The 14,182-nt window shown below is 66.3% G+C and carries 13 protein-coding genes; all 13 read left to right on the forward strand.

Annotated elements, in window-relative coordinates; genetic code table 11:
- Positions 1–81 precede the first annotated feature (81 nt).
- The 13 genes from mraZ to ftsA are packed head-to-tail and all read left to right on the forward strand — an operon-like array spanning position 82 to position 14,152.
- Positions 82–528: a division/cell wall cluster transcriptional repressor MraZ gene (mraZ, locus tag H8F01_RS13095; RefSeq protein ID WP_102302930.1), complete on the forward strand. Its 447-nt coding sequence runs from the start codon at positions 82–84 to the stop codon at positions 526–528.
- Positions 529–584: 56 nt separating this feature from the next.
- Positions 585–1,508 carry a 16S rRNA (cytosine(1402)-N(4))-methyltransferase RsmH gene (gene rsmH / locus H8F01_RS13100; RefSeq protein ID WP_187055546.1) on the forward strand — a complete coding sequence of 308 codons (924 nt, stop codon included), beginning with the start codon at positions 585–587 and terminating at the stop codon, positions 1,506–1,508.
- Positions 1,505–1,777: a cell division protein FtsL gene (gene ftsL, locus H8F01_RS13105; RefSeq protein ID WP_187055547.1), complete on the forward strand. Its 273-nt coding sequence runs from the start codon at positions 1,505–1,507 to the stop codon at positions 1,775–1,777. The genes rsmH and ftsL overlap by 4 nt, the downstream gene beginning before the upstream one ends.
- Positions 1,774–3,585 carry a peptidoglycan D,D-transpeptidase FtsI family protein gene (locus tag H8F01_RS13110; RefSeq protein ID WP_187055548.1) on the forward strand — a complete coding sequence of 604 codons (1,812 nt, stop codon included), beginning with the start codon at positions 1,774–1,776 and terminating at the stop codon, positions 3,583–3,585. The genes ftsL and H8F01_RS13110 overlap by 4 nt, the downstream gene beginning before the upstream one ends.
- Complete coding sequence (locus tag H8F01_RS13115; RefSeq protein WP_187055549.1) at positions 3,582–5,054, forward strand: UDP-N-acetylmuramoyl-L-alanyl-D-glutamate--2,6-diaminopimelate ligase; 1,473 nt, start codon at positions 3,582–3,584, stop codon at positions 5,052–5,054. The genes H8F01_RS13110 and H8F01_RS13115 overlap by 4 nt, the downstream gene beginning before the upstream one ends.
- Positions 5,051–6,421, forward strand: coding sequence for a UDP-N-acetylmuramoyl-tripeptide--D-alanyl-D-alanine ligase (locus H8F01_RS13120; RefSeq protein ID WP_187055550.1), 1,371 nt, complete (start codon positions 5,051–5,053; stop codon positions 6,419–6,421). The genes H8F01_RS13115 and H8F01_RS13120 overlap by 4 nt, the downstream gene beginning before the upstream one ends.
- On the forward strand, positions 6,411–7,511 hold the full coding sequence (gene mraY, locus H8F01_RS13125) for a phospho-N-acetylmuramoyl-pentapeptide-transferase (RefSeq protein ID WP_187055551.1): 1,101 nt from the start codon (positions 6,411–6,413) through the stop codon (positions 7,509–7,511). The genes H8F01_RS13120 and mraY overlap by 11 nt, the downstream gene beginning before the upstream one ends.
- Position 7,512: 1 nt before the next feature.
- On the forward strand, positions 7,513–8,748 hold the full coding sequence (gene ftsW, locus H8F01_RS13130) for a putative lipid II flippase FtsW (protein ID WP_187055552.1): 1,236 nt from the start codon (positions 7,513–7,515) through the stop codon (positions 8,746–8,748).
- The gene (gene murG / locus H8F01_RS13135; RefSeq protein ID WP_187055553.1) at positions 8,745–9,818 is read left to right on the forward strand and encodes an undecaprenyldiphospho-muramoylpentapeptide beta-N-acetylglucosaminyltransferase; all 1,074 of its coding nucleotides are present in this window, start codon (positions 8,745–8,747) and stop codon (positions 9,816–9,818) included. Before ftsW ends, murG begins: the two co-directional genes overlap by 4 nt.
- Positions 9,815–11,257, forward strand: a complete 1,443-nt coding sequence (murC, locus tag H8F01_RS13140) for a UDP-N-acetylmuramate--L-alanine ligase (RefSeq protein WP_187055554.1) — start codon at positions 9,815–9,817, stop codon at positions 11,255–11,257. Before murG ends, murC begins: the two co-directional genes overlap by 4 nt.
- On the forward strand, positions 11,254–12,189 hold the full coding sequence (locus H8F01_RS13145) for a D-alanine--D-alanine ligase (protein WP_187055555.1): 936 nt from the start codon (positions 11,254–11,256) through the stop codon (positions 12,187–12,189). The genes murC and H8F01_RS13145 overlap by 4 nt, the downstream gene beginning before the upstream one ends.
- Positions 12,186–12,923 (forward strand): cell division protein FtsQ/DivIB, encoded by a 738-nt coding sequence (locus H8F01_RS13150; RefSeq protein WP_187055556.1) that lies wholly within the window; start codon positions 12,186–12,188, stop codon positions 12,921–12,923. The genes H8F01_RS13145 and H8F01_RS13150 overlap by 4 nt, the downstream gene beginning before the upstream one ends.
- Positions 12,920–14,152: a cell division protein FtsA gene (gene ftsA / locus H8F01_RS13155; RefSeq protein ID WP_187055557.1), complete on the forward strand. Its 1,233-nt coding sequence runs from the start codon at positions 12,920–12,922 to the stop codon at positions 14,150–14,152. Before H8F01_RS13150 ends, ftsA begins: the two co-directional genes overlap by 4 nt.
- Positions 14,153–14,182: the final 30 nt, after the last annotated feature.

A 14,182-nucleotide genomic window follows, 5' to 3' on the forward strand; every position in this document is an offset into this window, starting at 1 on the left:
AAATTTCCTTGACAGTCTCAGGGGGCGAGACTATCGTGGGTTCCTGTGTGAAATCGTGGGAATTCGTGGAGCCATACGGTCGTGTTCCAGGGCGAAACTGCCATCACCGTTGACGACAAAGGCCGGCTGGCCATACCGACCGCATACCGCGAGTTGGTGGCCGACGCCTGCGCCAATCGTCTGGTGATCACCTACAACCCCTTTGAGTCGGGCTGCCTGTGGCTGTTCCCGTACGCGGAGTGGGAAAAGGTGCGCGACCAGGTCAACGCGCTTCCCAAGGTCAAGGCGGCCCATCGCGACATGCAAATGAAGCTGGTGGGTGCGGCGGCCGTCGTCGAGCCTGATTCCGCCGTGCGCATCCTGCTGCCGGCGAGCCAGCGCGCGACCACCGGCATCGAGAAGAAAGCGGTTCTGCTGGGCATGGGCAACAAGTTCGAGCTTTGGAGCGAACTGGCCCACCTGGCCAAGATCCGCCAGACCATCGGCGAAGACGAGATCACCAACGAGATGGCGGAGCTGCAGCTGTAACCGGCAACGGTGGCGGCGCAGTGGAGTAACGAGACGGGAGCGGGAGTGCGAGCGGCATGGCCGAGCGTTTAGTGCACATCCCGGTGATGCTGGGTGAAGCAGTGGAGGGTCTCGCCGTGCAGGCTGGCGGGCGTTATCTCGATGGCACCTTCGGTCGCGGCGGTCACGCCCGCGCCGTGCTGTCGCGCCTCGGGCCAGACGGCCGCCTGCTGCTGATGGATCGAGACCCCACCGCCATCGCCACCGCGCAGGCCGGGTTCGCCGGCGATTCGCGCGTGTCCATCCGGCATGCGAATTTCTCCAGCATGGCCGAGTGGGCCGAAACCGCCGGTGGCCTCGACGGCATCCTGCTCGACCTTGGCGTGTCCTCGCCCCAGCTCGACGAAGCCGCCCGCGGCTTCAGTTTCATGGCGGATGCGCCGCTGGACATGCGCATGGACACCACGCAGGGCGAGAGCGCGGCCGAGTTCCTTGCGCACGCTTCGGAGAAAGAGATCGCCGACGTGCTGTGGAACTACGGCGAAGAGCGCTTCAGCCGCAAGATCGCCCGCGCCATCGTCGAAGACCGCACCGAGAATCCCATCACGCGCACCGGCCAGCTGGCTGCGCTGATCGAGCGGCTGATCGGTCGCCGCGAGCCGGGCAAGCATCCGGCCACCCGTAGCTTCCAGGCCCTGCGCATCCGCGTGAACGGTGAGCTGGACGCGCTCGACCAGGGCCTCAACGCCGCGCTCGACCTGCTCAAGGTGGGTGGCCGTCTTTCCATCATCAGCTTCCACTCGCTGGAAGATCGTGCCGTGAAGCTGTTCATCCGCGACCACTCCGGTCGCGTACAGGGCAGTCGCCGTGGCCCGCCGGTGGCTGCCGCGCCCGCCCGTCTTGCCGCCGTAGGCAAGGCGCAATTTCCGTCGGAAGAAGAGCTGTCCGTCAATCCGCGTTCCCGCTCGGCGGTGCTGCGCGTGGCGGAGAAGCTCGCATGAAGGTACTCGGCGGACTCTTCATGTTCATCCTGATCGCGGCAGTGCTTTCCAGCGCCATTGCCGTGGTGTGGACGCGCCATGAGAGCCGCGTGCTGTTCGTTGAGCTGACCCGCCTGCAGAACCAGCGCGACGACCTCAACATCGAATACGGCAAGCTGGAACTGGAGCAGGCCACCTGGGCCGAGCCGCGTCGCGTGGACGACGAGGCACGCCAGGCACTGGGCATGGTCAATCCCAAGCCGCAAGACATCCAGCTGGTGCGTCGATGAAGCCGCACCCGCGCAGCACCTCGTCGTCCCGCCGCCACGCCGCGGCCCCGAGTGCCCGTCGCCGCATGCTGGTGATGGGCTCCGTACTGGCCCTCGCCTCGATGGGGCTGGTGGCGCGCGCGTTCGACATGCAGGTGGTGCGCAAGGATTTCTACCAGAACCAGGCGGACGCCCGCATCCTGCGCGAAGTGCCCATCGCGGTATCGCGCGGCACCATCTTCGATCGCAACGGCGAGCCGCTGGCCGTGTCCACGCCGGTGGTGTCGATCTGGGCCAACCCGGCCGAAGTGCTGGACAACGACGACAAGCTGCCGGCACTGGCCAAGGCCATCGGCATGGATACGGGCGCGCTGAAGCAATACCTGCAGCAGCGTTCGGAGCGCGAGTTCGTTTACCTCAAGCGCCAGATGTCGCCGGACGCGGCCCAGGTCGTGCTCGACCTGAACGTGCCGGGCGTGAACGGGCAGCGTGAATTTCGCCGCTTCTACCCGTCCGGCCCGGTGATGGCGCACGTGCTGGGCTTCACCAATATCGACGACCATGGCCAGGAAGGCCTGGAGCTGGCGTTCGACGACTGGCTGGCCGGCAAGGAAGGCCGCAAGCGCGTGATCCGCGATCGCCAGGGTCATGTCGTGGAAGATCTCGATCTGGTGCGCGCGCCGCAGCCGGGTCGCGACATCACGCTCAGCATCGACCGTCGTATCCAGTTTCTCGCCTACAACGAGCTGAAGAACACCATCCAGCAGTCGGACGCCGACTCCGGCACGGTGGTGATCATCGACGTGCCCACCGGCGAAGTGCTGGCCATGGTGAGCTGGCCGACCTACAACCCCAATGCCCTGCGCAGCAGCAATCCGTCCAGCCGCCGCAACCGCGCGATGACGGACGTGGTGGAGCCGGGCTCCACCATCAAGCCGATCCTGATGGCGGCGGCGCTGTCCAGCGGCAAGTACACGCCGACGGGGCCGATGGTGGATACCGGCAACGGCCACTTCTTCTATATCCGCAAGGACATCCGCGATACGCATTCGAACGGCATGCTGTCGCCCACGGGCATCATTGCCAAATCCAGCAACATCGGCGCCGCCAAGGTGGCGCTGACGCTGGATACGGGCCTGATGTACGACACCTACCGTGCGTTTGGCTTCGGCGCTAGCACCAACAGCGGTTTTCCTGGCGAAGCGTCGGGCTATCTCCGGCCCGGCAAGAGCTGGGGCATGCTGGAAAAAGCCATTCTGGCCTACGGCTACGGCCTCAACGTGACGCCGCTTCAGCTGGCCAATAGCTACGCCACCATCGCCGACAACGGCGTGATGCACATGCCCACCTTCGTGAAGGGTTCGGACAACGAAGCCAAGCAGATCATCGACCCCAAGATCGCCAAGGAACTGGTGCAGATGATGGTGGCGGTGACGCAGCCGGGCGGCACCGGTGCGCCCTGGGCGTGGATCGCCAACTATGGCGTGGCCGGCAAATCGGGCACGGCGCACAAGGCAGCGGCGGGCGGCTATTCCGACAAAAACTACAGCTCCGCGTTTGCCGGCATCGTGCCGGCATCCAACCCGCGGCTGGCGGCGGTGGTGATCGTCGACAACCCGAAGAAGGGCAGCTACTACGGTGCGCTGGTGTCCGGTCCCGTGTTCTCCAAAGTCCTGGATGGCGCGCTGCGTCTTTTGGATGTGCCACCGGACAATATCGGCCGCTGGTATGTCGGCGGGCCGTTGCAGGGACAGAACGGCCTGACGGGAAACAAGCCGCCCGCGGTGGAAACCGTGGATGACGCGCCGGTCGACGAGGCACCTCAATGACCGCGCGCCTCGACCAACTGTTGCATGGCATCGCCGAGACCCCGGGTGTCGGCGATATCGTCGTTTCAGGGCTTACGCTCGATTCGCGCCAGGTGCGCCCGGGCGACGCCTTCTTTGCCCTGCGCGGTACGCGCGAGCACGGCATTGCCTTTGCGCACGGCGCGGTGGAGCGCGGTGCGCGCGTGGTGCTGGCCGAAGCGCCGGCGGCACCGGTTGATGGCATCGGCGTGCCCGTGCTGTGGGTCGACGGACTGCATGGCAAGGTGAGCGAGATCGCCTCGCGCTTCTTCGGGCGTCCTTCGGAATCGCTGCGGGTGATCGGCGTGACCGGCACCAACGGCAAGACCTCGACAGTGCAACTGCTGGCGCAGGCGCTGGAGCAGCTCGGCCATCGCGCGGCGACCATCGGCACGCTGGGTGCGGGCCTGCACGGTCACCTCAAGGAAGGCGAGCGCACCACGCCGGATGCGATTCATGTGCAGGGCCTGCTGGCTTCGTTCCGCGCCGATGGCGCGACGCACGTGGCCATGGAAGTGTCCTCGCACGCACTGGAGCAGGGGCGTGTGGCGGCGGTGGCCTTTGATGTCGCCGCGTTCACCAATCTCACCCGTGACCATCTCGACTACCACGGCAGCATGGAAGCCTATGGCGAAGCCAAGGCCAAGCTGTTTGCCTGGCCGACGCTGGATGCCGCAGCGATCAATGTGGACGACGCCTTCGGTCGCACGCTCGCGCAGCGCATGCCGCAGGGCGTGCGTGCGCTGCGCCTGAGCACCGAGAACCATGCGGATGCCGAGGTTCGTGCGAGCAACATCGTCACGTCCTCCGAAGGGCTTGCCTTCGACCTGCAGACCCCTTGGGGCGCGCATGCCGTTCGCAGCCGCTTGCTGGGCCGTTTCAACGTGGCCAACCTGTTGGCCGTGATCGCCTGCCTTGGCGCGCTGGGTGCGCCGTTCGCCCGCATCGTCGACGTGGTCGAGTCGCTCGAGCCGATCAATGGCCGCATGAACCGCCTTGGCGGCGTGGATGGCCTGCCGCTGGTGGTGGTCGATTACGCGCACACGCCCGATGCACTGGAACAGGCGCTCGCCGCCCTGCGGGCACACTGCGAAGGCAAGCTGATCTGCGTGTTCGGCTGCGGCGGTGAACGCGATGCGGGCAAGCGCCCGCAGATGGGTGCCATCGCCGAACGCCTGGCGGACAACATCATCGTCACCGACGACAACCCGCGTGGCGAGGACGGCGACGTCATCGTGGCGCAGATCGTGGCCGGGCTCCGCCAGCCCGACATGGCCACCGTGGAACGTGACCGTGCCACAGCGATTGGTCTTGCACTTTCCTCGGCGCAGCCGGGTGACGTGGTGCTGATCGCCGGCAAGGGTCACGAAACGTATCAGGAAGGCGCGCACGGCAAGCGCCCGTTTGATGACCTGGCCGTTGCACGCCAGGCCCTGGAGGTACGCGCATGATGCGCTTGAGCACCATCGCGCTTTGGACCCGCGGTCGCCTGATCGGCGACGACGTGGACGTGCAGAATGTGGTCATCGATACCCGCAAGATCCAGTCCGGCGACCTGTTCGTCGCCATCAAGGGCGAGCGGGTCGACGGCCATGATTTCCTGGCGGACGCGCAGGCACGCGGCGCCGTGGCGGCCCTGGTCACGCGCAGGATCGACTCCCCGCTGCCGCAGGTGGTGGTGGAGGACACGGCCTTGGCGCTTGGCGACCTGGCCAGTGCCGTACGCGCGCAGAGCAACGTGCGCGTCATCGGCATTACCGGCTCCAACGGCAAGACCACGGTGAAGACGCTGACCGCGTCCATCCTGTCGCGCCACGGCCGTACCCACGTCAACGCCGGCAACTACAACAACGAACTCGGCCTGCCGCTGACCCTGCTGGCGATGCCGCAGGACACCGAGTACGCCGTGCTCGAGATGGGCGCAGGCAAGCCGGGCGACATCGCCTATCTGGCTGCCATCGCGCGGCCCGATATCGGCCTCGTCAACACCATCGCGCCGGCGCATCTTGAGCGCATGGGCAGCGTGGAAGGCGTGGCCGAGACCAAGGGTGCCCTGTATCAGGCGTTGCCGGTGGATGGCGTGGCGATCATCAATGCGGACGACGCGTTCGCCAGCTTCTTCGCCGGGCTGGCCGGCTCGCGTCGCCAGCTGCGCTTCGCGCTGAACCACAAGGCTGATGTCGGTGCAGACATCGTCGACCAGCGCGTGGATGGCTCGCACTTCGTGCTGAGCACGCCGGTGGGTGACGCTGACGTGCACCTGCCGCTGGCGGGTCGACACAACATCGCCAACGCCATGGCCGCCGCGTCGATCGCGCTGGCGCTGGAGGTGCCGCTCGACACCATCGTCGACGGTCTGGAGCAGGTGCCGGGCGTGGCCGGGCGCCTGCAGTTCGAGCAGATGCCGGGTGGCTGGACGCTGATCGATGACAGCTACAACGCCAACCCCGGTTCAGTCGGTGCGGCCATCGACACGCTGGCCCTGGCCGACGGTGAACGCTGGCTGGTGCTGGGCGACATGGCGGAACTGGGCGACAACGCCGCCGCGCTGCACGCCGGCATGGGCGAGCGCGCACGCAAGCACGGCATCGATGCCCTGTTCGCGGTGGGGCCGCTGACCGCATCGGCGGTCAAGGCATTTGGCGAGCATGGCCAGCACTTTGCCGACAAGGCAGCACTTATCGACGCACTCAAGCAGCAACTGCACGGTGGCGTTACGTGCCTGATCAAGGGCTCGCGTTCCGCCGGCATGGATCAGGTAGTCGTCGCGCTTCGCGACAGCAAGGGTAAAGGGGAGGGCGCATCCGATGCTGCTTGAACTCGCAGACTGGATGGCGCGGCACTTCACCGCCCTGCATCTGTTCCAATACATCACGTTCCGCACCATCATGGCCGCGCTCACCGCGCTGGCGATGTCGCTGCTGTTCGGGCCGGCGCTGATCCAGAAGCTGGCTGATCTCAAGGCAGGCCAGGTCGTGCGCAAGGACGGTCCGCAGACACATCTGTCCAAGGCCGGCACGCCGACCATGGGCGGGGTGATGATCCTGCTCGCTGTGACCGTCTCCACCATCTTGTGGACCGATCTGCACAACCGTTACGTGTGGCTGGTACTGGCCGTGCTGTTGGCGTTCGGCGTGATCGGCTTCTACGACGACTACAAGAAGCTCGTGCTCAAGGACAGCCGCGGCCTCGCCTCGCGCTGGAAGTATTTCTGGCAGTCGGTGTTCGGCCTCGCGGCCGCGTTGTTCCTCTATTACACGGCGCCGCAGGCCGTCGGCGCCACGCCCGTGGCGGAGACGGCGCTGTACCTGCCGCTGTTCAAGCAGGTGGCGATTCCGCTGGGCGTCCTGTTCGTGGTCATTGCCTACTTCATGATCGTGGGCTTCTCCAATGCGGTGAACCTCACCGACGGCCTGGATGGCCTGGCCATCATGCCGACGGTGCTGGTATCCGGCGCGCTGGGCGTGTTCGCCTACCTCGCGGGCAACCGCCTGTTCTCCGAATACCTGGGCATCCCCTCGATTCCCGGTGCCGGCGAGCTGGCGATTTTCTGTGGCGCATTGTCGGGCGCAGGCCTGGGTTTCCTCTGGTTCAACACGTACCCGGCACAGGTGTTCATGGGCGACGTCGGCGCGCTGGCCATCGGTGCCGCGCTCGCTGCCATCGCCGTGATCGTGCGCCAGGAAATCGTGCTGCTGGTGATGGGCGGTGTGTTCGTCATGGAAACCGCCTCGGTGATGATCCAGGTGGCCAGTTTCAAGATGACGGGCAAACGCGTATTCCGCATGGCGCCCATCCATCACCACTTCGAGCTCAAGGGCTGGCCGGAGCCGCGCGTGATCGTGCGCTTCTGGATCATCAGCGTCGTGCTGGTGCTGGTCGGCCTCGCCACGTTGAAGGTGCGCTGACATGCTCTTTGACACCACGCAGGCAAAACGACGACAGGGTCCCCGCGGCAGCTTCGACATGCTGCTGGTGATCGCGCTCGTCGGTCTGGCTTGCGTCGGTGTCGTGATGGTGGCCTCCAGCTCCATCGCGGTGGCGGAAAGCCAGCACATGGGCGCCTTCTACTTCCTCAAGCGTCACCTGCTGTTCCTGGCGTTGGGCGTGGTGCTGGCCAGCTTCGCCATGCGCACCGAACTGAAGCTGTTGGAAAAGCACGCCTACCTGCTGTTCGCCGGCGCCGTGGCGCTGCTGCTGCTGGTGTTCGTGCCGGGCATCGGCATGAAGCTCAACGGCGCACACCGCTGGCTCAACTTCCGCATCACCAGCTTCCAGCCGGTGGAAGCGGTGAAGCTGATCCTGGTTGTGTACACGGCGAGCTATCTGGTGCGCCATCGCGAAAGCGTGGAAACCAGCTTCTGGGGCCTGTTCAAGCCGATCATGGTGGCGGGCATGTTCGTGGTGCTGCTGCTGGCGCAGCCGGACTTCGGTTCGGCCACGCTGATGATCGCGGTGACCATCGGCATGATCTGGATGGGTGGTGCCAAGCCGGTCTACCTCGGCGGCATGGGCCTGCCAGTGGTGGCGCTGCTGTGGTTCGTGGCGAAGTTCGAGCCCTACCGCATGCGTCGCCTGACTTCGTTCGTGGATCCCTGGGCCGATCCGTTCAACGATGGTTTCCAGCTGACCCAGTCGCTGATGGCCATCGGTCGCGGCGAATGGACGGGCGTGGGCCTGGGTTCGAGTGTGCTCAAGTTGTCGTACCTGCCCGAGGCGCACACCGACTTCATCTTCGCCGTGATCTCGGAAGAATTCGGCCTGGCCGGCATCCTTGCCGTGATGAGCCTGTTCGCGCTGACAGTAGGCCGCGGCCTTTACCTGGGTGTGAAGGGCATGGAGATCGGCCAGCGTTTCGCTGGTTACGTGGCCTGTGGCATCTCGCTGATGATTGGCCTGCAGGCGATGGTGTCCATTGGCGTGAATCTCGGCGCGCTGCCCACCAAGGGCCTCACCCTTCCGTTGATCAGCTACGGTGGTTCGTCCATCGTGCTGACCTGTGCGATGGCCGGCGTGCTGCTGCGTACCACGTACGAAATCAATCGCGCCCTGGATGCGCGCCAGATGGCCGCGCGCATGCCGGCCAACGCGGTGCCCGATGCGAACACGGCAGCCGCGCCCGCGCGCGAGGCGGTGACCGCATGAGTGCGCAGCAGCCCGTGCTGATCATGGCCGGCGGAACCGGCGGCCACATCTTCCCCGGCCTCGCCGTGGCCGAAGCGCTGCGTTCGCAGGGCGTGCCGGTGGTGTGGCTGGGCGCCGAGGGCGGCATGGAAACCAAGGTGGTGCCCGCTCACGGCATCGAATTGGTGACGGTGCCGGTCGGCGGGCTGCGCGGCAAGGGCTGGAAGACGCGCCTGCTGGCGCCGCTGATGCTCGCACGCGCGTTGTTCTCGTCGTTGTCCGCACTGCGCCGGATCAATCCGCGCAGCGTGCTGTCGATGGGCGGCTACGTGGCCGGCCCCGGTGGTGTGGCGGCGCGCATGACGCATCGTCCGCTGCTGGTGCACGAGCAGAACCGCGTGGCTGGCTTCACGAATCGCAAGCTCGCCTCCTACGCACAGCGCGTGCTGGAAGGCTTCAGCGACACCCTGCCGAACGCCGAATGGGTGGGTAATCCTGTGCGTGGCGCCATTGCATCGCTACCGTCGCCGCGCGATCGCATGGCCGGTCGCGACGGCCGGCCGCGCTTGCTGGTGTTGGGAGGCAGCCTGGGGGCGCGTGCGCTCAATATCGCCCTGCCGCAGGCGCTTGCGCTGATGTCGCCGACGCAGCGACCTGACGTGCTGCACCAGTGCGGCAACCGTGGCATTGACGAAGCGCGGGCCGCTTATGCGAAGGCCGGTGTCGAAGCGCAGATCGTGCCCTTCATCGAGGACATGGCCGGCACCTATGCGTGGGCTGACCTTGCTGTCTGCCGGGCCGGTGCGCTGACCCTGGCCGAACTTACTGCCGCCGGACTCGGCGCGGTGCTCGTGCCGTTCCCTTATGCGGTGGATGACCACCAGACCCGCAATGCGGAGGCGCTGGTCGCCGCGCATGCGGCCGAATTGATTCAGGAGAAGGATCTGGACGTACAGCAGTTGGCGCAGCGCCTGGAAGCGTTGCTGGATGATCGCGAACGCATGATCGCCATGGGTGAGGCCGCGCGCACGCTGGCCAAGCCCGACGCCGCGGACGTGATTGCCCGCGCCTGCCTGGAGGTAGCCGCATGACGCCGCGTCGCCTGCTCGCGCACGAAGACCTGATGACCACCTTCCGCCGCGTGCATTTCATCGGCATCGGCGGCGTGGGCATGAGCGGCATCGCCGAAGTGCTGCACAACCTTGGTTACGCGGTGTCGGGTTCGGACCGTTCCAATTCGCCGACGTCGCAGCGACTGGCCAGCCTGGGCATCGTGGTGCACGTGGGGCATGCCGCCGAGAACATCGGCGATGCCGACGTCATCGTTACTTCCAGTGCCATCAGCGCAGAAAACCCCGAGTTGCAGGCGGCCCGGGCCGCGCGCATCCCGGTGGTGCCCCGCGCCGAAATGCTGGGCGAGTTGATGCGCTTCCGCCGTGGCATCGCCATCGCCGGCACGCACGGCAAGACCACCACCACCAGCCTGGCCGCCAGCGTGCTGGCCGAGGCCAACTACGACCCGACCTTCGTGATCGGTGGCCAGCTCAATGCCGCCGGCGCCAACGCGCGCCTGGGCACGGGCCAGTACATCGTGGCCGAGGCGGACGAGTCCGACGGTTCGTTCCTGATGCTGTCGCCGGTGATCGCCGCCGTCACCAACATCGACGCCGATCACCTGGAGAACTACCAGGGCGACTTCGCGCTGGTGAAGAAGGCCTTCAGCGACTTCCTGCATCGCCTGCCGTTCTACGGCCTGGCCGTGCTGTGCGTGGACGACCCGGAAGTGGCGGAGCTCGCCAAGTCCACTACGCGTCGCGTGATGACCTACGGCATCGACACCAAGGACGCCGACGTGCGCGCGAGCAACCTGTCGCAGCACGGCTTCGAGATGCATTTCGACCTGTGGCTGCCGGGCCGCAACGAGGCACTGCACGTCAAGCTCAACCTGCCGGGCCGCCACAACGTGCTCAACGCGCTCGCCGCCGCCACCATCGGCTGGCAGCTGGGCGTGGAAGCGCAGGCGATTGCGCACGCGCTGGAGAACTTCCAGGGTGTGGGTCGCCGTTTCCATCGCCGTGGCGAGATTGCCCTGGACAAGGGTGCTGCGCTGCTGGTCGACGACTACGGCCATCATCCGCGTGAACTCGCCGCGGTGTTCGCCGCCGCGCGTGGCGGCTGGCCGGATCGTCGCCTGGTGGTGGGTTTCCAGCCGCATCGCTACAGCCGTACGCGTGACCTGCTGGACGATTTCGCCAACGTGCTGGCGGAGGCCGATGTGCTGGTGCTGACCGAGGTCTATCCCGCGGGTGAAGCGCCGATTGCCGGCGCCGATGGCCGCGCGCTGGCGCGCGCCGTGCGCTCGCGAGGCAAGGTCGATCCGGTGCTGGTCGATCACCCGCGCGACCTGAAGGACACGCTGCCCGCGCTGTTGCGCGACGGCGACCTGTTGCTGCTGCTTGGTGCCGGTGACATCGGCGCGGCGGCGGTGGAAATGGCTAACGCCGGACAATTGAAGACGAGCAAAGCATGAGCAAGACCATTACCGATCCCGCACAGTTTGGCCGCGTCGCCGTCGTCATGGGCGGTAGCTCGGCCGAACGCGAAGTGTCGCTGGATTCCGGCCGCAACGTGCTGGCTGCGCTCAAGTCGCGCGGCGTGGATGCGCATGCCATCGACGGTATCCCGGCGCTGCTCGATGCCGTGCGCGCGGGCCACTTCGCACGCGTGTTCAATATCCTGCACGGTGGCGGCGGCGAGAACGGCGAGCTGCAAGGCGCGCTGCAGTCGCTGGGCATCCCGTTCACGGGTTCGGGTGTGCTGGGTTCCGCGCTGTCGCTGGACAAGATCCGCGCCAAGATGGTGTGGCAGGCCCTCGGCCTGCCCACGCCGAAGTTCAAGGCGCTGCCGCGCGGTGCCGACGTGCACGCCGCCGCACGTGAGATCGGCTTCCCGCTGATCGTGAAGCCGGCCTGGGAAGGCTCCAGCGTGGGCGTCTCCCGCGTGTTCAAGGAAGAAGATCTCGACGACGCCGTGGCGCTGGCACAGCGCTATCCCGGCGACATGCTGATGGAAACCCTGATCGAGGGTGGCGAATACACCGTTGGCGTGCTCAACCGTCAGGTGCTGGCCACGATCAACATCGTGCCCAAGGGCGAGTACTACGACTACAACGCCAAGTACATCGCCGAAGACACCCAGTACATCTGCCCGGGCCTGCATGGCGATGACGAGCGCGAGATGCAGGAACTGGCCCTGCGCGCGTTCGACGCGCTGGCCTGTTCGGGCTGGGGCCGCGTGGACGTGATGCGCGACAAGCAGGGCCGCAACTGGCTGCTGGAAGTGAACACCGCGCCCGGCATGACCTCGCACTCGCTGGTGCCCAAGGCGGCCGCTGTCGCCGGCATCGACTACCAGACGCTGTGCTGGCGCGTGCTGGAAACGAGCTTCCGGGAGGGCGTGTGAGGGGAACCGTCCGCCTCGTTGCCTGGGTTCTGGCCATCGCGCTCGTGGCACTGCCGATTGTCGGCGTGCTGCGCGGATGGTTTGCGGCCAATCGTTGGCCGGTGACCCAGTTGACGGTGCAAGCCGAGTTCAAGCATGTCACCGAGGATGAGCTCCGTTCGGTCGTGATGCCGCGCCTTGGCAAGGGGTTCTTCGCGCTCGACCTGGATGGTGTGCAGAAGGCCGTGTCCGGCCTGCCGTGGGTGGAGTCGGTGGAGGCGCGCAAGCGCTGGCCCGACACGCTGATCCTGCGCATCTACGAGCGCCAGCCGTTTGCGCGCTGGAACGAAAAGCAGCTGATCAGCCGGCAGGGACTGGTGTTCGACGTGCCGGACGTTTCCGCCAATACCGAATTGCCGGATCTGCGTGGCCCTGATGCGCGCCTGGCCGAAGTGGTGAGCTTTTACGCGGAAACGCAGAAGGCCTTCGCCAACACCAAACTGAAAATCACCGGCGTTGCGCTGACCGAGCGCGGCAGCTGGAGCCTTACCACGAGCAACGGTGCGCAGATCATCATCGGTGATCGCGACCAGGCCGGTCGTCGCCTGCGCCGTTTCCTCGATGTCTATCCCCAATTGATGGCGGGCCACTCCGAGGGCTTCGCCTATGCCGATCTTCGTTACACCAATGGATTTGCCGTTCGATGGCCGCCGCAGGCGAGCACCGTGAACGCTGGAGGCTCTCCCCGCACATGAAGACCAAGAACGACAAGCAGCTAGTGGTCGGCCTCGACATCGGCACCTCGAAAGTGGTGGCGATCGTCGGTGAGTACGAACCCGGCGAACCGATCGAAGTGATCGGCATCGGCACGCACGTGTCGCGCGGCATGAAGCGCGGTTCGGTGGTGGATATCGAATCCACCGTGCACTCCATCCAGCGCGCCGTGGAAGAGGCCGAGCTGATGGCGGGCTGCGACATCCGCTCCGTCTATGCCTCGATTTCCGGCAGCCACCTGGAAACCAAGAACTCCCACGGCACCGCCGCGATCCGCGACCGCGAAGTGACGCCGGGCGATCTGGACCAGGTGCTGGAGGCGGCCAGTGCCGTGGCCATCCCGGCTGACCGCAAGGTTCTTTATAAGGAGTCGCAGGAATATCGCATCGACGGCCAGGACGGCATCCGCTCGCCGGTTGGCATGAGCGGCGTGCGCCTGGAGGCAAGCGTGCACCTCGTGACCGGCGCCGCCGCCGCGGTGCAGAACATCAGCAAGTGCATCCAGCGCTGCGGCCTCACCGTCGACGAGCTGGTCCCTTCGGCCGTGGCCAGCGCCAAGTCGGTGCTGACCGATGACGAGCGCGAGCTGGGCGTGTGCCTGGTCGACATTGGTGCCGGCACCACGGACATCTCCATCTATACGCAGGGTGCGATCCGTTACACCAAGTCGTTGCCGGTCGGCGGCGACCAGGTGACCAACGACATCGCCTATGGCGTGCATACGCCGACCGCGCATGCCGAGGAGATCAAGATCAAGTACGCCTGTGCCCTCGCGCAGCTGGCGCACGCGGAAGAGACCATCCAGGTGCCGAGCGTGGGCGATCGCCCGCCGCGTCGCCTGGCGCGTCAGTCGCTGGCCCAGTCGGTGCAGGCGCGCTACGAGGAAATCTTCGAGATGGTGCAGGACGAACTGCGCCGTTCGGGTTACGAAAGCCTGGTCGCGGCGGGCGTGGTGCTCACCGGTGGTGCCTCGCGCATGGAAGGTGCGCTGGAGCTGGCCGAGGAAATCTTCCACAAGATGGTGCGCATCGGCGTGCCTCAGCACGTGTCGGGCCTGGGCGAAGTGGTCGCCAATCCGCTGCATTCCACCGGCGTGGGCCTGCTGTTGCATGGCTCGCGTTCCAGTGGCATGCGCGTGAGCGGCCCCAGCGGCGGCAGCGTGGGCGGCCTGATCGACAAGTTGCGCGGCTGGGTGACCAAGAATTTCTGATTTTCGGGTGGGGCAGGAGGCCCCGCCCAG

Source organism: Dyella telluris (assembly GCF_014297575.1).
Classification (GTDB): Bacteria; Pseudomonadota; Gammaproteobacteria; order Xanthomonadales; family Rhodanobacteraceae; genus Dyella; species Dyella telluris.